Source organism: Mucilaginibacter terrenus, from assembly GCF_003432065.1.
In the GTDB taxonomy this organism is placed as follows: domain Bacteria; phylum Bacteroidota; class Bacteroidia; order Sphingobacteriales; family Sphingobacteriaceae; genus Mucilaginibacter; species Mucilaginibacter terrenus.
In genome coordinates this window covers 127,129-148,931 of sequence record NZ_QWDE01000005.1, presented here as the reverse complement: position 1 = coordinate 148,931, position 21,803 = coordinate 127,129, and the positions used below count along the sequence as shown (strand labels likewise).

General features: G+C 43.8%; 21 protein-coding genes. 9 read left to right on the top strand and 12 right to left on the bottom strand.

Annotated elements, in window-relative coordinates:
* Nucleotides 1–6 precede the first annotated feature (6 nt).
* The 3 genes from DYU05_RS19370 to DYU05_RS19360 all read left to right on the top strand — a co-directional run bounded on the left by DYU05_RS19370 (nt 7) and on the right by DYU05_RS19360 (nt 4,625).
* The gene (locus tag DYU05_RS19370) at nt 7–2,547 is read left to right on the top strand and encodes a PIG-L family deacetylase (RefSeq protein WP_235854068.1); all 2,541 of its coding nucleotides are present in this window, start codon (nt 7–9) and stop codon (nt 2,545–2,547) included.
* Between the two features lie 65 nt (nt 2,548–2,612).
* The gene (locus DYU05_RS19365; protein WP_117384809.1) at nt 2,613–2,804 is read left to right on the top strand and encodes a hypothetical protein; all 192 of its coding nucleotides are present in this window, start codon (nt 2,613–2,615) and stop codon (nt 2,802–2,804) included.
* 108 nt (nt 2,805–2,912) lie between these two features.
* Nucleotides 2,913–4,625, top strand: a complete 1,713-nt coding sequence (locus DYU05_RS19360) for a sodium:solute symporter (RefSeq protein WP_117384808.1) — start codon at nt 2,913–2,915, stop codon at nt 4,623–4,625.
* Between the two features lie 58 nt (nt 4,626–4,683).
* Here the strand turns inward: DYU05_RS19360 and DYU05_RS19355 are convergent, their stop codons facing one another.
* The 3 genes from DYU05_RS19355 to DYU05_RS19345 form a co-directional block, all read right to left on the bottom strand.
* Complete coding sequence (locus DYU05_RS19355) at nt 4,684–5,541, bottom strand: DUF2911 domain-containing protein (protein ID WP_235854067.1); 858 nt, start codon at nt 5,539–5,541, stop codon at nt 4,684–4,686.
* A 327-nt stretch (nt 5,542–5,868) separates the two neighbouring features.
* On the bottom strand, nt 5,869–6,369 hold the full coding sequence (locus DYU05_RS19350; RefSeq protein WP_117384807.1) for a hypothetical protein: 501 nt from the start codon (nt 6,367–6,369) through the stop codon (nt 5,869–5,871).
* Nucleotides 6,366–6,947 (bottom strand): RNA polymerase sigma factor, encoded by a 582-nt coding sequence (locus DYU05_RS19345; RefSeq protein WP_117384806.1) that lies wholly within the window; start codon nt 6,945–6,947, stop codon nt 6,366–6,368. The genes DYU05_RS19350 and DYU05_RS19345 overlap by 4 nt, the downstream gene beginning before the upstream one ends.
* A 256-nt stretch (nt 6,948–7,203) precedes the next feature.
* Here DYU05_RS19345 and DYU05_RS19340 point away from each other — a divergent pair, with 256 nt between their 5' ends.
* Complete coding sequence (locus DYU05_RS19340) at nt 7,204–7,551, top strand: DUF6249 domain-containing protein (RefSeq protein WP_133300268.1); 348 nt, start codon at nt 7,204–7,206, stop codon at nt 7,549–7,551.
* A 168-nt stretch (nt 7,552–7,719) separates the two neighbouring features.
* Here DYU05_RS19340 and DYU05_RS19335 read toward each other — a convergent pair whose 3' ends face one another.
* Nucleotides 7,720–8,232, bottom strand: coding sequence for a DinB family protein (locus tag DYU05_RS19335; RefSeq protein ID WP_117384804.1), 513 nt, complete (start codon nt 8,230–8,232; stop codon nt 7,720–7,722).
* Nucleotides 8,210–9,430 carry a sensor histidine kinase gene (locus DYU05_RS19330; protein WP_117384803.1) on the bottom strand — a complete coding sequence of 407 codons (1,221 nt, stop codon included), beginning with the start codon at nt 9,428–9,430 and terminating at the stop codon, nt 8,210–8,212. Before DYU05_RS19330 ends, DYU05_RS19335 begins: the two co-directional genes overlap by 23 nt.
* A gap of 117 nt (nt 9,431–9,547) precedes the next feature.
* On the opposite strand from DYU05_RS19330, the gene DYU05_RS19325 reads away from it, so the two are divergent.
* The 4 genes from DYU05_RS19325 (at nt 9,548) to DYU05_RS19310 (ending at nt 13,662) form a co-directional block, all read left to right on the top strand.
* On the top strand, nt 9,548–10,645 hold the full coding sequence (locus DYU05_RS19325) for a Nif3-like dinuclear metal center hexameric protein (protein ID WP_117384802.1): 1,098 nt from the start codon (nt 9,548–9,550) through the stop codon (nt 10,643–10,645).
* Complete coding sequence (locus DYU05_RS19320) at nt 10,645–11,391, top strand: zinc ribbon domain-containing protein (protein ID WP_117384801.1); 747 nt, start codon at nt 10,645–10,647, stop codon at nt 11,389–11,391. The genes DYU05_RS19325 and DYU05_RS19320 overlap by 1 nt, the downstream gene beginning before the upstream one ends.
* Nucleotides 11,392–11,555: 164 nt before the next feature.
* Nucleotides 11,556–12,728 carry a DNA cytosine methyltransferase gene (locus DYU05_RS19315; protein ID WP_117384800.1) on the top strand — a complete coding sequence of 391 codons (1,173 nt, stop codon included), beginning with the start codon at nt 11,556–11,558 and terminating at the stop codon, nt 12,726–12,728.
* Complete coding sequence (locus DYU05_RS19310; protein WP_117384799.1) at nt 12,706–13,662, top strand: DUF4928 family protein; 957 nt, start codon at nt 12,706–12,708, stop codon at nt 13,660–13,662. Before DYU05_RS19315 ends, DYU05_RS19310 begins: the two co-directional genes overlap by 23 nt.
* A gap of 3 nt (nt 13,663–13,665) precedes the next feature.
* On the opposite strand, the gene DYU05_RS19305 is transcribed toward DYU05_RS19310, so the two are convergent.
* From DYU05_RS19305 to DYU05_RS19290, 5 genes are read right to left on the bottom strand one after another with little or no spacing between them, the layout of a single operon-like run.
* Complete coding sequence (locus tag DYU05_RS19305) at nt 13,666–14,736, bottom strand: PA0069 family radical SAM protein (RefSeq protein WP_117384798.1); 1,071 nt, start codon at nt 14,734–14,736, stop codon at nt 13,666–13,668.
* A gap of 29 nt (nt 14,737–14,765) precedes the next feature.
* Entirely contained in the window at nt 14,766–15,410 is a 645-nt protein-coding gene (locus DYU05_RS19300) for a response regulator transcription factor (protein WP_117384797.1), read from the bottom strand.
* Nucleotides 15,373–16,224, bottom strand: a complete 852-nt coding sequence (locus DYU05_RS19295; RefSeq protein WP_117384796.1) for a sensor histidine kinase — start codon at nt 16,222–16,224, stop codon at nt 15,373–15,375. Before DYU05_RS19295 ends, DYU05_RS19300 begins: the two co-directional genes overlap by 38 nt.
* Entirely contained in the window at nt 16,176–16,895 is a 720-nt protein-coding gene (locus tag DYU05_RS20950) for a hypothetical protein (RefSeq protein ID WP_133300267.1), read from the bottom strand. The genes DYU05_RS19295 and DYU05_RS20950 overlap by 49 nt, the downstream gene beginning before the upstream one ends.
* The gene (locus DYU05_RS19290; protein ID WP_117384795.1) at nt 16,849–17,292 is read right to left on the bottom strand and encodes a hypothetical protein; all 444 of its coding nucleotides are present in this window, start codon (nt 17,290–17,292) and stop codon (nt 16,849–16,851) included. Before DYU05_RS19290 ends, DYU05_RS20950 begins: the two co-directional genes overlap by 47 nt.
* Nucleotides 17,293–17,689: 397 nt before the next feature.
* Here DYU05_RS19290 and DYU05_RS19285 point away from each other — a divergent pair, with 397 nt between their 5' ends.
* Nucleotides 17,690–18,775 carry a metallophosphoesterase gene (locus DYU05_RS19285; protein WP_117384794.1) on the top strand — a complete coding sequence of 362 codons (1,086 nt, stop codon included), beginning with the start codon at nt 17,690–17,692 and terminating at the stop codon, nt 18,773–18,775.
* A gap of 168 nt (nt 18,776–18,943) precedes the next feature.
* Here DYU05_RS19285 and DYU05_RS19280 read toward each other — a convergent pair whose 3' ends face one another.
* Nucleotides 18,944–19,582, bottom strand: coding sequence for a LutC/YkgG family protein (locus tag DYU05_RS19280; protein ID WP_117384793.1), 639 nt, complete (start codon nt 19,580–19,582; stop codon nt 18,944–18,946).
* An 87-nt stretch (nt 19,583–19,669) separates the two neighbouring features.
* The gene (ftsH, locus tag DYU05_RS19275) at nt 19,670–21,796 is read right to left on the bottom strand and encodes an ATP-dependent zinc metalloprotease FtsH (RefSeq protein WP_117384792.1); all 2,127 of its coding nucleotides are present in this window, start codon (nt 21,794–21,796) and stop codon (nt 19,670–19,672) included.
* Between the last annotated feature and the right edge of the window lie 7 nt (nt 21,797–21,803).

Here is a 21,803-nt window from a genome sequence, read left to right as displayed (position 1 = left end):
TGCCTTATGATGCGTAAATTATTCTTCACATTGTCTTTGTTAGTAGTCGTTGGTACTGTTGTGGCTCAAACTGCGCCGCCTGCAGATATCCGCACTATACGGCAAAATCTTAAGAAATTAAATGTACTTGGCAGTGTGTTGTATATAGCCGCTCATCCGGATGATGAGAACACCCGCCTGCTTGCCTACCTGGCACAGGAAAAGCATTACCGTACAGGCTATTTATCACTTACCCGGGGCGACGGCGGCCAAAACCTTATTGGTACCGAGCAGGGCGAACTACTGGGCCTTATACGTACGCAGGAACTGTTGGCTGCAAGGCGGGTTGATGGCGCGGAGCAATTTTTTAGTCGTGCAAATGATTTTGGCTTTTCTAAAAATCCGGAGGAAACACTTAAGTTTTGGGACAAAGAAAAGGTGCTTGGCGATATGGTTTGGGTAATACGCAAGTTTCGCCCGGATGTGATGATCTGTAGATTCCCTACGACAGGTGAGGGTGGCCACGGCAATCATACGGCATCAGCTATTCTTGCGCAGGAGGCGTTCAGCGCCGCTGCTGACCCCAAGCGTTACCCGGAACAACTAAAATATGTACAAGTTTGGCAGGCAAAAAGGCTGTTGTGGAACACATTTAACTTTGGTAATACCAATACCACATCAGAAGATCAGTTTAAGCTGAATGTTGGTATTTATAACCCCGTCCTGGGCGAAAGCTATGGCGAATTAGCTGCAGAAAGCCGCAGTAACCACAAAACCCAGGGCTTTGGTTCGGCACGCCAACGAGGTGATGCTTTTGAATACTTTAAAACCATTTTAGGTGATGCACCAAAGGCCGACCTAATGGACGGCGTACAAACTACCTGGAGCAGGATACCAGCCGGTGCATCTATAGGTGCAGAAGTTGCGGCAATAACAAAAGATTTTAATGACGATGCCCCCCAAAACTCCGTAAAGGCTTTGGTGGGTTTGCTGGATAAGGTAGATAAAACCATTGCTACCGATAAGGCCATGCAAACTGTACGCCTAACGGCAACTGCAGCGGCAGACTACGAGTACTGGCACAAGCAAAAAACAACTGAAGTAAAAGACCTGATTGCTGCTTGCGCCGGCTTATGGTTTGAAAGTTACGCTGCACAGCCAACCTATGCTCTTGGCGATAGCATGACCGTAAATAACCAGATGATAAACAGGAACAAAGTTCCAATATCTGGCTTGAAAGTAGACGGAGGGGGCGAAACAATAAAAGCCATGACCGGAACGGATAACTGGAATCTTAGCGCCAGTGAGGTTACTACTGTGCCATTTGATAACAAAGATCTTCGTATGCCTTTAAAGGTGCTATCTCAACCTTATTGGCTGCAGACATCTCACAACATTGGTTCCTATGTGCTGGCGAACGATACTTTAGCGGGTTATCCCGAAAATCCATATGCCCCAAAGGTGTCTTATATTTTTAACATTTACGGCAGGGATATAAGTTATAACCGCACCGTTCAGTTTAAATATGTTGATCCGGCACGTGGCGAGATATACCAGCCGGTGGTGATCGCGCCGCCTGTTACGGCCAACATTGCGGAAAAGGCTTACATCTTTAATTCTACACAGCCGCAAACTGTTCAGGTGAAATTAAAGGCTTTCACAAATGCAGCTGGTTCGGTAAGTGTTAAACCGGTTGCCGGATGGAAGATAACTCCCGAGAAAATAGATTTTATCGGTAAGAAAGCCGGCGACGAATGGACGGTTGCCTTTACTGTAGCCCCAACAGACACTAGAACAAATACCGCAGGCTTTGATGTAATAGTAACGGCAAACGGCAAACAGTTTTCTCAAGGCTTGCTGCAGATGAGGTATGAGCATATCCCATCAATCACATTGTTCCCGCCTGCCCAGGCAAAACTGGTAAACATCAGCCTGAAAACTGCAGGCAAGAAAATTGGCTACATTGCAGGTGCCGGTGATTTAATACCTGATGCGCTGCGTGAGGTTGGTTACGAAGTTCACCCGCTTACAGAGAACGAAATATTAAATGGTGATCTTAGCTCCTACGATGCCATTGTGCTTGGCGTAAGGTCATACAACACCAATCAGCGCTTGCCTTATCAGCAACCGAGATTAATGGAGTATGTAAAGAACGGCGGCAACCTGGTAGTACAGTATAATGTGAATAACCCGCTGGTTACACGGGAGATTGGCCCTTATCCGTTCACTATAGTTAATCAGCGCGTAACTAATGAAGATGCGCCGGTTACCATTACAGACAGCAATAACCCTGTACTTAATTATCCTAACAAGATTACACAAGACGACTTTAAGGATTGGATACAGGAACGGAGCATTTATATGCTAACTAATCTGGCACCTGAGTACCAAACACCGCTGCAAATGGGCGATCCTAATGATGCCCAGAGCAAAGGCGCGCTGGCGGTGGCAAACTATGGCAAAGGACGGTTTGTATATACGTCGCTGGTGTTCTTCCGGGAGTTACCGGCCGGCGTACCGGGTGCATACCGCCTGTTTGTTAATTTATTAAGCAAGCCGAAAAATTGATAATACAATTAGGCTTCAAGCGTTTATTAGTATAAATTTGCTTCGGATTTTTAAACCGTAATACTATGTCTCATCATCACCACGAAGAAGAAAAGAACTTTGACTATGTTTTTTACCTGGTAGCGCTGTTAGCCGGAATGTTTGTTGGCGCTATAGTAGACAGGGGATTTATTTATATACCTGTAGGTGGCGTTTTAGGCTTACTTACTGCTGCCTTGTTTATCAAATTTTTGGTGAGAGGCCGTGAAAACGTCTGAGGATAGCCTCCCTTCTTTCATAAAAAGCTGGAACCAGTTTTACGCCCTTGTGGTTGTATGGCTGGTTTTTTTAATTTTAATGTTCTGGCTTATTACCCGTTCGTTTGAATGAGCAGTGCCGACTGGATAGTGCTAGGCTTTACGCTGCTGGCCATTGTGCTTTACGGCGTATGGAAAGGTGGCGGTAATAGAAACATTGATCAATACCTGGGCAGCCGCTCGCTCCCCTGGTACCATGTGGGGTTATCGGTTATGGCTACGCAAGCCAGCGCCATTACCTTCCTCTCTGCTCCCGGGCAGGCGTATAGCGACGGTATGCGCTTCGTTCAGTTTTACTTTGGGTTGCCGCTGGCTATGATCGTGCTTTGCGTAACCTTTGTACCTATCTTTCATAAACTGAAAGTTTATACAGCATATGAATACCTGGAGCAACGTTTTGATCTAAAAACGCGTGTGCTCACCTCAACGTTGTTCCTTATACAAAGAGGGCTTTCTACGGGTATTACCATCTACGCGCCTTCTATTGTTTTATCAGGAATACTGCATCTTAATATTACGTACACCACTCTGTTCATCGGCTTACTGGTGTTGTTTTACACGGTTTATGGAGGTTCTAAGGCGGTATCGTATACACAGCTGATACAGATGAGCATCATCTTTGCCGGCATCTTCCTGGCCGCAGTATTTGTCGTTATGTTGATGCCTGGAGATATAGGCTTTGCAAGGTCCATTAAATTGGCCGGATATGCCGGGAGGATGAACGTTATAGATTGGAAATTTGATCCGGATAACCGCTATAATATATGGAGTGGCCTTATAGGTGGCTTTTTTCTACAGCTATCTTACTTTGGTACCGATCAAAGCCAAGTTGGCCGGTACTTAACGGGATGTAATGTTGGCCAAAGCCGTATGGGGTTAATCATGAATGGTTTGTTGAAAATACCCATGCAGTTCCTGATATTATTGGTAGGCGTACTAGTGTTCAGTTTCTACCAGTTTAACCGACCACCAGTGTTTTTTAACAACTACGAAGAAGAACAGGTTAAGAAAAGCGCCTATGCGGGAGACTACAATAAGTTAGAGCATCAATATAATGTGCTTTTTGTGCAAAGGAAAGCATCTGCAATACAATTCGACAAGGCGATAAAAACGGATGATCAGCAGTTGATCAATACCGCGAAGTCCCGGATGAAACTGGCAGATGTGCAAATGAATAAAGTACGTACAAATGCTATTGCAGTAATAAAGAAAAATAACAGCAACGCTGATGTTAATGATACTAACTACGTGTTCCTCACTTTTGTAACCCACTATTTGCCACGCGGGCTGGTTGGGCTGCTTATTGCTGTCATCTTTTTGGCATCGATGGGGTCAACCGCAAGCGGGCTTAATTCCCTTGCTTCAACAACAGTGGTAGATATTTATAAGCGAATCATTAATCCAACAGCGTCAGATCGGAATTATGTAATGGCCTCACGGCTGGCAACGGTATTTTGGGGATTGGTTTGCATTGTAATGGCGCTATATGCCGGTAAAATTGGCAATCTTTTAGAGGCTGTGAACCAGCTGGGCTCTTACATCTACGGTACTATCCTTGGTGTTTTTGTTGTTGCCTTTTATCTGAAGTCAATCAAGTCTACCCCCGTTTTTATTGCCGCGGTACTTACCGAAGCTATAATTTGTGTTATGGGTTATTATAACGTTGTAGCTTATTTGTGGCTCAATGCAATCGGCTGCATTGGCGTCATAATCCTGGCATCTCTGTTAAACCTTTTTATAAGGGAAAACCCAACATCACCAGGCGTTACTGAATTAAGTTAAGCGACTTAAAACAAAAGGAGCCGCTTAATGCGGCTCTTCAATATCATATAAGAGAGTTTTAATTTTTAGCCTGAGTAATTACAGCTTCGTTAAGCCTCACGTACTCCTCGTCATCTGTAGCTTTAGCCAGCTTTATGCCTTCTTGTGCAGTGGCTATGGCTTTAGCTTTATCGCCCATCTTCAACTGTATACGAGCTTTCCACAACTTGTACCATGGTGCTTTCGGTTCAATTTTTTCTGCTTCCAGCGCCCATGTCATAGCTTTGTTCAGATCTTTGTCGTTCTCGTAGTAGTACTGTATAGCGTTAAAGTAAGGGCGTTTGTTTACATCAGGATTTAGCATCAACTTTTCGATGTTAGCTGTTATTTGCGCGTCATCATCGGTCTGCATATGTATAATAACACCGGTATGGTCCCAAACTATGTATAAGTCGTTGCTTTTTGTTGTACAGTTTGCAAATTGTAGCGTAAAGGTCTCGCGTTTTTCAGATAAGTATATAGACTTCACCTTGAAACGCAGCAGATCGTCCTCTTGCTTGTAACCATAAGCGCCCCATTGTTTTGCGGTTTTATTTAATATAATGGTCCACTCCTTTTCTTCAGGAATGCTGAAGAGAGAATAGGTGCCCGCAGGTACTTTGTTGCCTTCTACAATAACGTTTTCACTAAAGGTGATGGTGGTAGCGGAGTTGGCACCAGTGCGCCAAACCTGACCGTAAGGGTTAATACCGCCAAATATTTTGCGGCCTTTTACGTTAGGCCTGGAATAGGTAATGGTGATTTTACCTAATCCAAAATCCTGTATAAGCGTTTGCGTAGAACTGGCTTCGGGGATACGGGGCTCCTGTGCAAATGTTTTTGTAGTTATGCAACACGCCATAAGCATGCTGAAAAAGTATATCAAAGGCTGTTTCATTTAATTTTATACAATTGCGCTAAGGTAACAATTGTAGGATGAATTTTTTGTGAAATGGTTTAACCGTGACGTTTGCTTTTAAAACAGAAAAATTAAAAAGCTTGTAAAAAAATAAAAGCCTCCCAACCTTGCGCCGGGAGACTTTCAACCTAAACCTTATCACAATTAACCGGTAGATTACCGGTCCGCATAAGTATTTACAAACACCGTACCAAAAACAGTTGCATTTGTTTCAATATGTTTAAAGGTGTAAAGCTTACATTAAGTTTATGGTAAAACTGTAAAGGCATTTGTACAATGTGTCAGCAAAATTATACACCACTAATGCTAAACTTGCTTCAAACCGGATTTTTTCCTCAGGAGCGAATCGCCCAGGAATAATCCCATCACCGAGCCAAAAAACAGGAATCCCTTCATAAGGGCGCCAGAAAAGATATTGTTTATGTGTGCCGCATTAAGTTGTTGCGGAAGTTTAACCCCGGTGCTTGCTGTAGTTGTCCAATTAAGGGAGCTGAATGCAACAACCAGCAAAGCAAGTATTGTTACAATGAAGAAGGCGGCAATGCTCCATATAATACGCTTGTTTATAACCGCTTTCAGTGGTTGCTTAGCGTGCTCGGCACGAATGCCCTCCATAACATGGTAGGTAAACGCCATGGGCGGCTCATCCAGTTCCATAGTGCTAAATTCATCATTCAGCTTTAGCAGCTCATGATATTTTAACCGGTATACTTCGTCTTGCTCAATAAGCCCGGCAATATGTTGCGCCTCTGCTGTCGTGCAGGAACCATCAATATAGTTCCAAAGCTTTTCTTCTATGTGGTTCATATCAATTCGTTCACTTCGTGTTTTAAATTGTGCTCCAGCTTGTCTTTCAAACGCTGGCGCGCCCTGAATAGTTTTACTTTAACAGTGTTGGCTTCAATGCCCATCGTGCGCGCTATTTCTTCAAGAGATTGCTCGCCTTTGTAAAACATGGTTATAATTGCAGCATCATCTGCCGACAATTGTTCTATAGCCTGGTTGAGGTAAAACGACCTTGATTTATTCTCCGCATTATGCGTGTCATAAGCGCTTGGCCGGCTTTCTATTTGCAGACAGGTTGCCTCATCATCAATAGACGATGTGTCTACCCGTTTTTTACGCAGGAAGGTCATAGCAGTAGTATAAACAATACTATAGAGCCATGTGCTAAATTTTGATTGCTTTTGGAAGCCGGTAAGCGATCTGTAAGCTTTTATAAAGCAATCCTGTGCAACCTCTTCGGCATCCTCGCGGCGTTTGGTAAACCGCAAAGCAAGCGTAAAAACAAAGCGCTGGTGCCTTTTTACCAGATCGGCATAAGCCGACTGGTTGCCTGCCAGTGTTTGCTCAATTAGCTCTATGTCCGAAAACTTCCTGATCATATCAATAATAGCTCTGACAACAGCTTCATAAATTAGGTTACACCTAAATTTAATATTTTAAATTTATAATTGATGTGAAGGGATAATAGTAGAAACGGTGACAGCAATGGAAATCTGTTCGCCACATGATCAAATTAAAGATGTAAATTTTAATACCAGCCTGTAACCTCGTTAACAGATGTGTAGTCAGAGCTTACAAATACACCACAATGGTGTGTTTAACAACACAAATTATATACTTAAAATTATACTTATCATGGAAAGAGTTTTAATACCCATATTAGTTCCGCTGGGTTTTTTCGCAATGATCTTTGGCATTTTTTATATCCGCAACCGCGAGCGGATGGCAATGATTGAAAGGGGCATGAACCCCAAAGTTGATCTGCCGCAGCCGCACACCAATTTGAAATGGGGCTTATTGCTTATCGGATGTGGTTTGGGATTGTTTTTAGCATACCTGCTTGATTCCACTGTTCTGCACCATGAGGGTGAAGAAAATCCGGCAGTATACTTTTCTTTAATTGCAATATTTGGTGGTATAGGCTTATACCTGTCTTATAAGGCAGATATGAAGTATTTAGAGAAGCAAGGCTCTAAAGAGTAGCTTAATAAACAATAGCAGTTAATTAATATTTAATTGCTATTGTTTATTATTTATTCGTAGCTATCTTTATAAGGTGATGCAAATTGGTTGTAATTAAACCAGATTGCTAAAGATATTTTCAAACCTAACCGGAAAAGCGGGGCATACTTACGAGTTGCTCCGCTTTTTTTATTGGTAACGTTCTTTAATCAGTTGATGATGGTACAGTTCGTGCCCGGCGGTAATGTAAACCAATGCCCCTACTTTTACTATGTATCCGCTCGCCATGCCGCTCTGTTGAAGTTGCTCATTACTAAATGACTCGTACAGGAATAAAGTAGTTGTACGAAGCGCTTTAAACTCCTCTGCCAGGCTTTGTAAGGTGCGGTTGTTAAAATCAGTACTGTTAACGTAGGTGTCCTGGTCAAATCCCGGCAATGCAATGTCTTCCCGTGAAAACACAAACGCGCGGAAACTGAACACCCGTTCAGTGTCTATCATGTGTCCCAGCATCTCCTTCAGCGTCCACTTGCCTGGTGCATAGCTATGCATAGCTTGCTCTTCGGTCATGTTGCTGAACAAATCGTAAGTGATCTGCTGATTGTCTCTGAGCAACTGTAATACATCCGCTCCTTCCGGAACTTGTGCTACGTAATTTGCAGCCTGTGGCGAGTAGTCATCAGGATGTGGTCTTGGTATCATTGTTTAAGCTTTTTAAAACGATGCGAAAAGTAGTGCCCTTACCAACTTCAGAATCCCTTACCATAATTTGCCCATTATGATAGTTGTTTATTATACGTTTGGTAAGCGACAAACCCAGTCCCCAGCCGCGCTTACGAGTGGTATAGCCTGGCTGAAACACGGTCTCAAACTTAGAACGGGGTATGCCTTTACCTGTATCTGTAACATCTATAAATACCTGCTTTTTTGCACGGCTTCCGCTTATATTAACCTTAATACTGCCGGTACCTTCTATGGCGTTAACGGCGTTCTTCAGCAGGTTTTCTAAAACCCAGTCAAACAGCGGAATATTCAACCCGGCTATCAACCTTCGGTTACCGGTAAGTTCAAAGCTTATCTTATCACTTACCCTTACCTTAAAGTAATCTACAAAATCTTTTACCACTTCGTAAACGGAATGTGTTTCCAGCTTAGGTTTAGAGCCGATCTTAGAAAAGCGGTCGGCAACAATCTCCAGGCGCTTTACATCGTTTTCCATCTCCGCCATTAGCGGGTCATCCTCGGCGTTAAACTTGTCTTTTATAAGTACGATCCAGGCCATAAGCGACGATATGGGTGTACCCAGTTGATGCGCGGTTTCCTTGGCAAGACCAACCCAAACCTGGTTTTGTTCAGACCGGCGCGATGAGCTGAACGCCGTATAAGCTACCATCAGGAATATAGCAATCACCGACAGCTGCACATACGGGAATATTTTAAGCTGGCGTAAAAGGTCCGAGTCTTTGTAATAAACCAATAAATTATCACCAAGCATTTTTATACGGATAGGCTCATGCTGCTCTTTCATGTACTGCAGCTCGCCTTTAAAATAATCAAGATCGTACGTTTGCTTTTTGAGTTTAAGCTCCTGCGGATCCATTTTAATAAATGTCTTGGTACTATCCAGTCCGCGGGTAAACTTCATGTCTCCTTGTTCATTAACAATAATAGCTGGCACGGTGGAGCTGTCCCTCACCGCTATAACATAGCTCAGGAAATCGGCATCATCTGATGAGGTGATCTGTTTCATGCTCAACGCCCATACCTGTGCCCGCGTGCGTTCGCTTTGCGCAATGTTGCGCACCAGGTAACTGGTGTAAAATAAAGAGCCGCTGGCAATAACTACGGCAAACGCCAAAAGCGAATATTTCCAGGTGCGTTTTTGTTGATAGGGGTTCATTTACAAGATCAAATAACGGAAAAATTTCCAGGATAGCAACGCGCTGCCACAAGCAGGAACGTAACAAATAGATTGGCAGTATTGTTATGTTGGCTTAGGTTTTTACCTTTAACCATTATGAAGTTAGCACAACTTACAGCTTACCTGGAAAGCCTTGCGCCACTGGCTTACCAGGAAGATTACGATAACAGCGGCCTTATTGTAGGCAATCCTGAGCAGGAAGTTCATCAGGCGCTGGTATCCTTAGATTGCACCGAAGCAGTGGTTGATGAGGCAATTGCCAACGGTTACCAGGTGATCATCTCGCACCATCCAATAGTTTTTAAAGGGATAAAGAAGTTTAACGGGAAAACGTATGTAGAACGCGTGGTAGAGAAAGCGATCCGCAACAACATCGCGCTTTATGCCATACACACCAACCTGGATAATATTATGACGGGCGTAAATGCCCGTATTTGCGAAACCCTGGGCCTGGTGAATACGCGTATACTCTCACCTAAAACCGGACTGCTAAAAAAACTGGTTACCTATGTGCCGGTTGCGCAAGCCGAGCAGGTACGGTCGGCGTTGTTTGAAGCAGGGGCTGGTCATATTGGCAACTACAGCGAAACAAGTTTCAACGCGGAAGGATTTGGCACTTTTAAAGCTGACGAGAACGCTACACCTTTTGTGGGTGAGCCGGGCAAACGCCACCGCGAGCACGAAATACGGATTGAAACCATCTATCCCGCCAATCTGGAAAGTAAGATCATTATGGCGCTTGTGCTCTCGCATCCTTACGAGGAAGTGGCGTATGACCTGTATCACGTTACCAATCAGCACCAGCAAATTGGCAGCGGCATGATAGGTGAGCTGGAAAACGCGGAACAGGCTGAAGTTTTCTTAGGTCTTGTGAAGCAAAAAATGAATGCCGCAGTAATACGTCACACCGCTTTAACGGGTAAACCTATCCGTAAAGTAGCGGTTTGCGGCGGTTCGGGCGGCTTCCTGCTCAAGCATGCTATTGCTGCCGGGGCAGACATTTTTATAACCGCCGATTACAAATACCACGAGTTTTTTGATGCTGAGGGAAAGATAGTGATTGCCGACATCGGACATTTTGAAAGTGAGCAATTTACGCAGCAATTATTGTGTGAAATTATTCAGAAAAAATTTGTTAACTTTGCCGTCCGTTTAACAACAGTGAATACAAACCCCGTCAAATATTTTATTTAATGGAACAAACCGTAGAACAAAAGCTTAAGGCTTTATACGACCTGCAAACTATCCACACAAAAATTGACAAGATACGCCAGGTAAGAGGCGAATTGCCAATGGAAGTTGCCGACCTGGAAGATGATGTTGCCGGGCTTGAAACCCGCATTCAGAAAATAAAAAATGAGCTTGACGATCTTGAGGACGAAATTGTAACCCGCAAGAACCTTATTAAAGAGGCGCAGGCGAACACTAAAAAATACGAAGCACAGCTTAACGAGGTTAAGAACAACCGCGAGTACGACGCTATATCAAAAGAAATTGAGATACAGGGCCTTGATGTACAGGTAAGCGAAAAGAAGATACGTGAGTTTGGTTTTGAGATAGCATCTAAAACCACTATTTACGAGAAAGCACTTGCCGACCTTGAAGCACGCCGTGCTGACCTGCAGGCTAAAAAAGACGAGTTGGGCACCATTACAGCTGAAACTGAAAAGGACGAGAACGAGTTGACATCTCAGGTAGAGAAAGCAACTGCTAACATAGAAGAGCGCCTGCTTATTGCTTACAACCGTTTACGTAACAACGCTAAGAACGGCCTTGCAGTAGTAACCATCCAGCGCGATTCTTGCTCAGGTTGCTTTAACCAGATCCCGCCACAGCGCCAGAGCGATATTCGCCAGCGCAAAAAGATCATCGTATGCGAGCATTGCGGCCGTATATTGGTAGACGAGCAAATGGCGCTTGAAGAAGAGAACGCACAATAAGCAGATCACTTATAACTTATATCAAAAGCCATCCTTTAAAGGATGGCTTTTTTGTTTGAATTTGTTGGCTTCTTACATACGAGTCTGCGCTATTAGCGATTGATTTTGTACTTTCGTAGAGTTCATACTTTCGGTTAAGAATACAAGTTGAAACAGGGCATGTAATGGTGAAAAAAATTATTGATAAAAATGTTATCGAGTTTTTTGCAGGCATTGGACTGATGAGATCAGGACTTGAAAAAGCTGATTGGCAAGTCACATATGCTAACGATATTGATCCTGTAAAAAAGAAGCTTTACACCAATAACTTTTTAAATTCAGAAAGTCATTTTGTTTTAGAGGATATTCATAATTTGTCAGAAGAATCAATGCCGTCGGCTTCACTAGCGACTGCATCTTTTCCTTGCACAGATTTATCAGTTGCTGGGAAGAGAGAAGGATTAAACGGGCAGCACTCTTCTGCTTTTTGGGGATTTATAAGAATATTAACTGAAATGGGAGAAAGGCGTCCCAATTTGGTACTGTTAGAAAACGTAGTCGGCTTCCTAACATCTCATAATGGCGACGATTTGAAGGACGCCCTTCTAGCACTGAATTGTATTGGATATGCCGTAGATGTATTTATTATAAATGCTGTACATTTTGTGCCTCAAAGTAGGGTTAGATTGTTTATTGTCGGCAAATATACTGGAGTTTGTAGAGAGCCGCAACTGCGTCATCTTTTCCCACCCACTGACATTAGACCGAAAAAACTAGTGAATTTCGTATTCAACCATCCAGAGATTAATTGGGACATAAACCATGAATTACCGCCCTTGCCATCACTATCTTTATCGTTAAAGCAGATTGTTCAGGAAGTTGAGGATCAATCGAAAGCATGGTGGAGTACTGAAAGAGTAAATTATTTTTTAAATCAAACCTTTGAACGACACTTTATTAAATTGATTCAATTAAGGGATAAACAGGAAGTTTCTTATTTGACAGCATTTAGACGGAAGCGAAATGGAAAGTCCATGGCAGAAATTAGATTTGATGGAATAGCAGGTTGTTTAAGAACACCAAAAGGAGGTAGCGCACGGCAAATTCTTATCCATGTTGGTAGAGGCGAAATAAAAATAAGACTATTGAACCCTTTAGAATGCGCAAGACTAATGGGAGCGGATGATTTTACAATAACAGGAACTGATCAAGAGGCATTATTCGGCTTTGGTGATGCCGTTTGTGTGCCAGTTATTACTTGGATAGGAGAAAAATACCTAACACCTACACTTATAAAATTAACCAAACAATTCAGATTAACTTCAGAAAATATTGATGAATATGCAAAGCCTGCCTGAGGAGTTTTTACATTGGTATCAATCTCTAACCTTTGTAAAAGCAAATGGTGGGCCAGCAAATGGAAGTATAGCAACAGCATTAGTGATATTAAACCGACTGCAGAATGATTATGACCTAGATTTTAATAATCATGTTGCTAAGGGAGGGATGCAAATAAAGGGGGCGAGTGGGATTGCCGTAGCAGCTATTTTAAAATCTTTTGGAGAACAAAGGCCATTTGCCAAGGAAGGTGGACGCACAAATAGAGGCGGGCCATCTGAGGTAAAGACACTGCTAAATGCTTTGTCGCATTTGCGTCTTAATCAATTAAGTGATGGTGAAAGAAATGTTATATTAACTGCGATGCAGCGTTTCTTAGTTGATAAGGTTATTGAATTTCACAACAGGCAGAAAATAAAGTTCGTGTTTAATCCGGAACTTTCCACTTGGTCAACTATCCACAATTTATTGAAAACTGCGGTTCATGAGGGGAAAGCCGGCTATGTAGCACAACACCTAATAGGTGCAAAGCTTCAATTGCGCTTTCCTGAAATTAAGATTTCAAATGAGTCTGGAATCACAGCGGATATGCAAACAAGTCGTCCCGGCGATTTTCTTATTGGTAGTACTGCATTTCATGTTACTGTCGCACCAATGCAGCCTGTTTTTGAAAAATGCAAACACAATATTTCACAAGGTTTCAAGCCATTTTTGATAGTTCCTGATAACAAGCTAATTGGAACAAGGCAAAATGCAGAGCAAATTTGTCAACAACAAATTACAGTAGAATCTATTGAATCTTTCGTGTCTCAAAACATAGAAGAAATAAGTGTTTTTAACAAGGGCGATATTCTTTTACGTCTTAGAGATCTAATCAAAATTTATAATCATAGAGTTGATCAAATAGAAACTGATAAATCTCTGATGATAGAAATACCCTCAAACCTAATATAGGTTTCAAAACATACTCGTCTGCTTTCCATTTTTAGGCGTAAACAAACTAAGGTCATACTCCGGCATGTCCCGACCGGCTAAAAACCGCGTGCAGGCCATCCGGTACATTTGATGAATGGAGTTGGCTATTGGCCCGCTGCCGCTCATGCGGCGGCCAAAGTCACTATCATTTAGGTTGCCATCGTGGCAGGCCTTAATCATGTTCAGTACCTTTTCGGCGCGATCGGGGAAGGCCTTGTGCACCCAGTCGGTAAATATTTCGGCTATGGCACCGTTAAGCCTTACAATAGTAAACCCTGCCGATACGGCACCACGGTCGGCAGCGGCCTTTATAATATCGGGAACCTCGTTGCTATTTAGCCCCGGTATAATGGGTGCTACCATAATTCGCACGGGGATGCCTGCTTCGGAGAGGCGCTGTATAACGGCCAGCCTGCCGGTTGCGGTAACAGTACGTGGCTCCAGTTTTTGGCGCAACTGCTCGTTAAGCGAATTAAGAGATACGTTTACATGCGCCAGCTTCATCTTTGCCATTTGCGACAGGATATCTATATCACGCAGCACCAGGTTATTTTTGGTGATAATGCTTACCGGGTTGCGGTATTTAAGGAACACCTCCAGTAGCGCACGGGTTATCTTTACTTTGCGTTCTATAGGCTGGTAGCAGTCTGTATTGCCCGATAGCACAATAGGCACCGGTTGGTAACCGCGGCGGTTAAAATACGTCTCCAGCAACTCCGGGGCGTTTCGCTTTACAATTATCTTGCGTTCAAAATCAAGCCCGGCACTAAAGCCAAAATACTCGTGGCTATTGCGCGCGTAGCAGTATATACACCCGTGTTCGCAACCCTGGTAAGGATTGATAGAAAAGAAATGGCTTAGGTCCGGGCTATTGCTTTCGCTAACAATTTTTTTCGGTGTTTCCTCAAAAAGCTGTGTAGTGGTATTTTCCAGCAGTTGTTCGTCCAACCCTTCGGGGTGTTCTAAAACATACTTACTTTTTAAAAAGCGGTTGTGTGTATTTACCTGGGCCCCTCTACCCTTAAAAAACTCCGGGTTTTCCTCATGCGACATACAGCAAATTTGCTAAAATAATTAGCAAATTACAACTGTACCAGGTTATTTTTAATAGCGTATAATACAAGGCCTACGCGGCTTTTTATCTGCAGTTTTTCAAAAAGCTGGTCGCGGTAGCCATCTACAGTGCGCGCGCTGATGCACATCTGGTCGGCAATTTCTTTGTAGGTAAGTTCGGTACCGGCAAGTTTTAAAAACTCAAGTTCGCGGCTGTTCAGTTTAATTTCGTTCGCGTTTTTATTAAAACTGTTTACAATATGGCGGGTAACAAATTCGGGGTAATACAGTTCGCCTTGCGAAACTTTGCGCAACGCGTGCTCAAATTCGTAAGGTTCAGAGTCCTTAAGCAGATAACCCTTAACGCCCAGCTTTACCATGGTAAGCACCTTTTCGGCATCCTCAAACATGGATAGTACTATAACGCAAACCTCGGGGTAATTGGCCTTTAGCCACTGCGCGGTTTCCACACCACCCATAACCGGCATGTTTATGTCCAATAAAATTATATCAGGCTTTAATTGCGGGGATATTTTACGGGTAAGCTCTTCGCCGTTGGCGGCCTCGAAAAGTATTTGGTAGCCACCAAGACTGCTGATTAATGACACAAGGCCGCTGCGAAATAAGCGGTGGTCATCAACTAAAACTATTTGAATAGCTTCCGTCGTCGGCATATTGTTGTTGTAAGAGGGGGTCAATAGTAATTGTAATACAACAACCCTCACCAGGCGCGCTGCTAATTTGTGCAGCGCCACCTATCAAGGCTGCTCTGTTTTGCATATTTCTGAGGCCAGATCCACCATCTTTAAACGTATCAACAGTAAACCCGGCACCATCATCAGCGATGGTTAAATTAAACAAATGTTCAGAATACTGCAAGCCAATTTTTAGCTGCCTTGCACCGGAGTGCTTAAGGCTGTTATTAAGCGCTTCCTGGAAGATACGGAAGATAACCAGCTCCCGCTGGTCGCCCAGGCTTACGGGGCTGCCTTCAACTGTAAGCGTTGCCTCCATCAAGCCGCTTTTGTTTAACCGGTCTGCCTCTATGCTGATGGTTTTAACCAGGCCAAGCTCGGCTATGTGCTCAAAGCTCAGGCTTTTAGATAAATCGCGCAGGTCTGTAATGGCTTGCGACACCAGCTTGCGGCTCTCGTCAACCTTGCGGCTTTTATCCTCATCACTCAAATTGCCGTTAATAGCCAGGTTCATTTTAACAAAGGATAGTACCTGGGTAATATTGTCATGTATTTCCCTGCTCACGTAATTAAGGGTCTGCTCCTGCATTTCCACCTGCGATTGAAGAAGTTCCTGCTTGAACGCCGACTTTAACTGTTCCCGGGCCGCAATGTTTGCATTGTGCCTGCGCTGATAAAAAAACAGGAAGCTAACAATAAACATCCCCAGCAGCAACAGCATAATAGTACCCGCTATAATGATACTTATCGGGCTGATCTCTTCCTGAAGCATAAGAAGACTGCTGTTAAACATGAGTACAATATAGCAATTGCAATGTTAACGATAACCTGGAATAGGAGCAGATAATTTGGGTCGCCACTGTACGCCATGATTGCAAAAGACGCGTAAAATAAAAAATTGGCGAGGCAAAAGAAAAGCAGCCCGGTGTTTAACCAAAACCCGGGTATGCTTGTTACAGAAAGCTGTTCGTTTGCATAATGCATCAACTCGTAGAAAAACAGCCCGTTGAAAACGATTATAACAATAAACTGCAGCAGAATTGTATACGAATCGAGGTCCCAAAAGCCTTGAAAGAAAGCCTCATTTAGTAGCGAAAGGGCAAGCGTAATTACCACCGCAAACCGCATCCATTTTTTAAATGCGAACGTACGTGTTAACCGGGTCAACAAAAACCCAAATACCGCGAAAAAGATGTTCCAGTTTATGTTGGCTATGTAGAGGTTGCGGTGATTAATGGCAAACCAGCGGCTTATTGTGCCGTATTCATAAATTAGAACCAGCAAGAGATATGGTAACAGGTACTTGTATGGCGTATGCTTATACTTTGGATACAGAACTACTGCCACTATAAATGACAGTAGTTCAAAAAAAAGGTATATGTTCTCGAGCATGGCCACCAATATACGTATTAGTGGCTCAGCAGTTGCCGTACGGCGGGCATAACTTGCCACTGTCCAGGCCATCGCCGGTGCCGTTTAACGCAAGCGCTTCAGTGTCGCTTTTGTCATGCAGATTATCTACCTCGTTTGTTGTTGACACCAGCACAACCATCAATTTGTGGTGATAATTTGGATCGAGGGTGCCGCCGGGATTGAAGATGTCCGGATGGTGCATGCCAAAGTAGATCTTTAATCCATCGCTGCCGGGGTTGGCTGCGAAAAGCGCATCCAGGTCGGTTTTTTTAAAGTATACAGACCGTGTATCATTTTTCTTGGGATCGCGCGGATCATCGCAGCACATGGGCCTGTGGCCGTTGCCATCATCTACCTGGAGGCGTTTAAAGAAATTTTGAGAAAGCTGTTTGATCTTAGCTTTTGAAACCCACCTGGGATCGGGGGTAACCGGGCGTTCTTGTGACATAATTAGGGAATTTAGATTGAGTGAAAAATTAATCACCCCCAATTTATACATATTCGGAGTAAAAGAACCACCCGTGTTTTCACGGTATTTTACACGTTAAAGTACCTGCCCGTTTGGGTGCTAACCTGCTTTGCTTAAGGCTGTAACCAGGCTATATTTGTTACACAGATAAATAGTTGATCGTAAGCCGGGTTTGTACAACAAAGGCTTAAGAAATGTGTTTTAAACGTACGGTTCGCTCAAACTAAACGTTAGAAAAAATCCCTACTTCGGGGGAATTTAGGGAGGAAGGTTCGGTTCAGGGGGGCTAGCGCTCCCCACGCCCCTTCCAAAATCCTCAAGGCGTACGCCCTGCATCTACCTACCAACAAATCCGGCTTTTGCATGTTAACCAGCAATGCGCCGTTTTTTGCAAAAATTGCTTTATAAACCTATTGCCCGGCTGGCCGATAAGTATTCTTCCCGCCCTGATAAGGAAAGAGTGAACAAAGCGCTTGATGAGCTTCACCAAAGCATTTCCACCAACGACGGAAAGAAGGGGCCGGTTATTCCTTTTGATCCCATGCGCGACAAGTTTATCATACTTTCGGATCAGCACAAGGGTGCCCGTGACGGTGCAGACATGTTTGCCAAAGCTGCCGGCAATTACCTCAACGCGCTGGACTATTATTATCAGCAAAACTATTTTTACATTAACCTTGGCGATAGCGAGGAGTTATGGGGAAACATATTCCTAACCGTTAAGCGGCACAATAAGGCGACATTTGAGAAAGAGAAGCTGTTTATTGACGCAGACAGGTTTGTGAAGATATTTGGCAATCACGACCTGTACTGGGGTAACGACCCGCTTGCTGCGGTAAGCCTCACGCAAATTTACGGCAAAGCCATCAGGATATATGAAGGTGCCTTGCTGCAAACAAAGGTAAACAATAAGCCGCTATCCATATTTATGACCCATGGGCACCAGGGCGATCTTCAAAGTGATGGCAACTGGTTCAGCAAGTGGTTTGTGTCAAACATATGGGGGCCACTACAAGCCTACCTGGAAATAAACCCTAATACGCCGGCATTTAGTAATCAGCTTAAAACCGACCACAACCGTATTATGTACGAGTGGAGCGCCCAACGTAAGGACATGCTGCTGATAACCGGGCACACACACCAGCCTGTGTTCCGCTCTCTAACTCAGCTGGAAATATTATACAGTGACCTGGAAGATGCCAAAACCGCTAATAAGCTGGAGAAGGCGGCTGAGTTGGAAAAGAAAATAACGGCTCTGCATCTAAAGGCCGGCGAACAGCCCAACTTTAACGGCTACCTGGATACTTACTTTAACACCGGCTGCTGCTGCTTTGACGATGGCGATATTACCGGCATCGAGATTGCCGATGGTTGTATCCGGCTTATTAAATGGAGTTACAAAAATAAGCAAAGCGAGCGGGTGGTTCTGGAAGAGTGCAAGCTTGGTGAGCTAACATTATAACCTGCCATAAGGGTAGTCCACCGGTTTTTTTCAGCATAGTCAAACGCCTGACTATTTCTAAACCATCACGTGTAAAAAAATGTGGTTTTTGCAGATATTTGTCTGCCTGAACTCACTTAAAATGCTAAAAATGAGCGGTTGGATGCTAAAACTAAAGGTGTTTTGCAATTACCCATCCAGCAGGAACACGAACAATTCTTTTGGTCCATGCGCTCCTAAAACCAGGGTTTTTTCAATATCGGCAGTGCGGCTTGGCCCTGTTACATTAGTAATCATTGATGGGATGTTCGGCCCGTACTTTTGCTTGATTAGTTTAAGGCCGTCTTTAACGTCAAGCACCATTTGGGAGGTGTAAGCCAATACAATATGCACAGGTGGATAAATACTTAAACGGCGCCCGGCGGCATTGCCGTTAGAAAGCAGTATACTACCATTTCGGGCTATAAGGGCTTCGCACAAAGTAAAGCCAACGTCAGCCTGGTCAAAGTTCTTGTCGGTTTCAAAGTAAGGGTACTCGTAAGTAGCAAGCAGTTGTTGAAGTGCTGGTTCCCAGCAGTATATCTTGTGCCACTTGCGTTCTTCGGCTAGTTCAAGCAGGTTTTCTATAAACTGTACCTCGTCCTCACAAAACACAAACTGGCCGCTTACAGCGGTAAACTGCTCGGCAAATATTACCTCTAATATGTCCTCCGCAGGAGGATACATGGGCAATTCTTCCAGGTTTGGATAAGGGTTATCACGCTTCTCTAAAAGGGCTTTGCGCACCTTTTTAAGCAGTTTTTCTTTCGATGTTGTGATATCCCTCATGGTATGTTTTAGTATAAAGTCCAAAGTCGTAAGCCGGTACCCGTAGTGGGCTTCAGACTTACGACTCTGGACTATTTACCTAACTTATTATTCGTTAGATGTGCTTGGTTCTTTGCTTTCGCCAGGGTTCCTGCTAAAGGTACCCGAATGATCCCCAACACCTTCATGCACCAGGTTTTGCGCAACAGGGTCCTGGTTAGATTCACCTTCGCCGTTTACAAACTCGTCGTAAGTGGTACGATTATCAAACGGGCGTTTACCCAACAATTCTTCCAGGTCTGACTGGAACAAGATTTCTTTTTCAATCAGCTTGTTAGCCAGCTTCTCTAAACCCTCACGCTTTTCTGTAAGCAATTGTTTGGTACGCGCATAAACATCGTTAATAAGGTTACGCACTTCGTTATCAATAAGCTCAGATGTCTTGTCAGAATATGGCTTGTTGAACTGGTACTCGCCTTGTGTATCGTTGAAAGATACATTACCAACTTTCTCGTTCATACCGTATATAGTCACCATGGCATAGCCAAGTTTAGTAATACGCTCCAGGTCATTTTGTGCACCGGTTGATATTTTTCCGAAAACAATGTCCTCAGCAACACGGCCGCCCATAGTCATGCACATACCGTCAAGCAGTTGCTCTGTAGTGTACAGGAACTGTTCTTTGGGCAAGTATTGAGCGTAACCTAATGCTGCTACACCACGCGGCACTATTGACACTTTTACCAACGGATCAGCATGTTCCAGAAACCAGCCTGCAATAGCATGACCAGCTTCGTGGTATGCCACGATGCGTTTCTCTTCAGGAGATATGATCTTATTCTTTTTCTCCAATCCGCCAATAACACGGTCTATAGCATCCTGGAAGTCCTGCATGTCAACAGCTTCCTTGTTTTTACGGGCAGCTATCAAAGCGGCTTCGTTACAAACATTGGCTATCTCGGCACCTGCAAAGCCCGGGGTTTGTGCAGATAGTTTTTTGGCATCAACACCATCAGCTAATTTAACTGGCTTTAAATGCACTTTAAAAATCTGCTCACGACCAACCAAATCTGGTTTGTCAATAGAAACCTGCCTGTCAAAACGACCGGGACGAAGCAAAGCTGAGTCTAATACATCCGGACGGTTAGTTGCAGCAAGGATGATAATACCGGAATCGGTACCAAAACCATCCATTTCTACCAATAACTGGTTCAGGGTGTTCTCACGCTCGTCGTTACCACCCACAATATTGTTTTTACCACGGGCGCGACCGATAGCATCAATCTCATCTATAAAGATGATACATGGTGCCTTATCTTTAGCCTGGCGGAATAAGTCACGCACACGAGAAGCACCCACACCAACAAACATCTCCACAAAATCAGAACCGGACAGTGAGAAGAATGGTACCTGTGCTTCGCCTGCTACAGCTTTAGCAAGCAACGTTTTACCTGTACCCGGAGAACCTACCAGCAAGGCGCCTTTTGGAATTTTACCACCCAGATTGGTGTATTTCTTAGGATTTTTAAGGAAGTCGACAATTTCCATTACCTCTTGTTTGGCTTCTTCCAGGCCGGCAACATCGTTAAAGGTCACAGATACTTGCGCTTCTTTATCAAAAAGGGTAGCTTTAGATTTACCGATATTAAATATCTGGCCGCCCGGGCCGCCACCACCACCGCTGCCCATTCTGCGCATAATAAACAACCAAACGCCAACCAGCAATACGGCCATTATAATGCATTGTACCAGCCAGTTACTCAACAGGTTTTCTTTACCTTGCTCGTACTGGATAGGCGTTTTCAACGCATCCGGAACGTCTTTTTCAGCATTAGTGATTGACTGTTTAAGGCTTTCGTAAGAAGCATCTGTAAAGTAATACTGAGGACCGTCTGATGCCATACTTAAGCCACGCTGGTTCTTGTTAGCGTCGGCGTATTCCGGCTTGTTTAGGCTGTCTTTTTTAATGTAAACTTCTGCTACTACAAGGTCGCCGTTTTTGTAAGCTATTAGTTTAGCAACGTCATGCTTTTTCAGCATGTCGTTGCTGAACCGCTGAAAGTCGATAGGTTTACCGCTATTTCCGCCTAGTAAAGTTGGTACAACAAGTAAGCCTAAAATAGCAATGGCATATAGCCACATCAAATTAAATTTCGGAGGTTTCGGACTGATCTTTTTGTTGGAGATTTTCCGTATAGGTTTTTGGCCGTCGGCCTTAGTGTCTTTATCTTTCATTTCGATA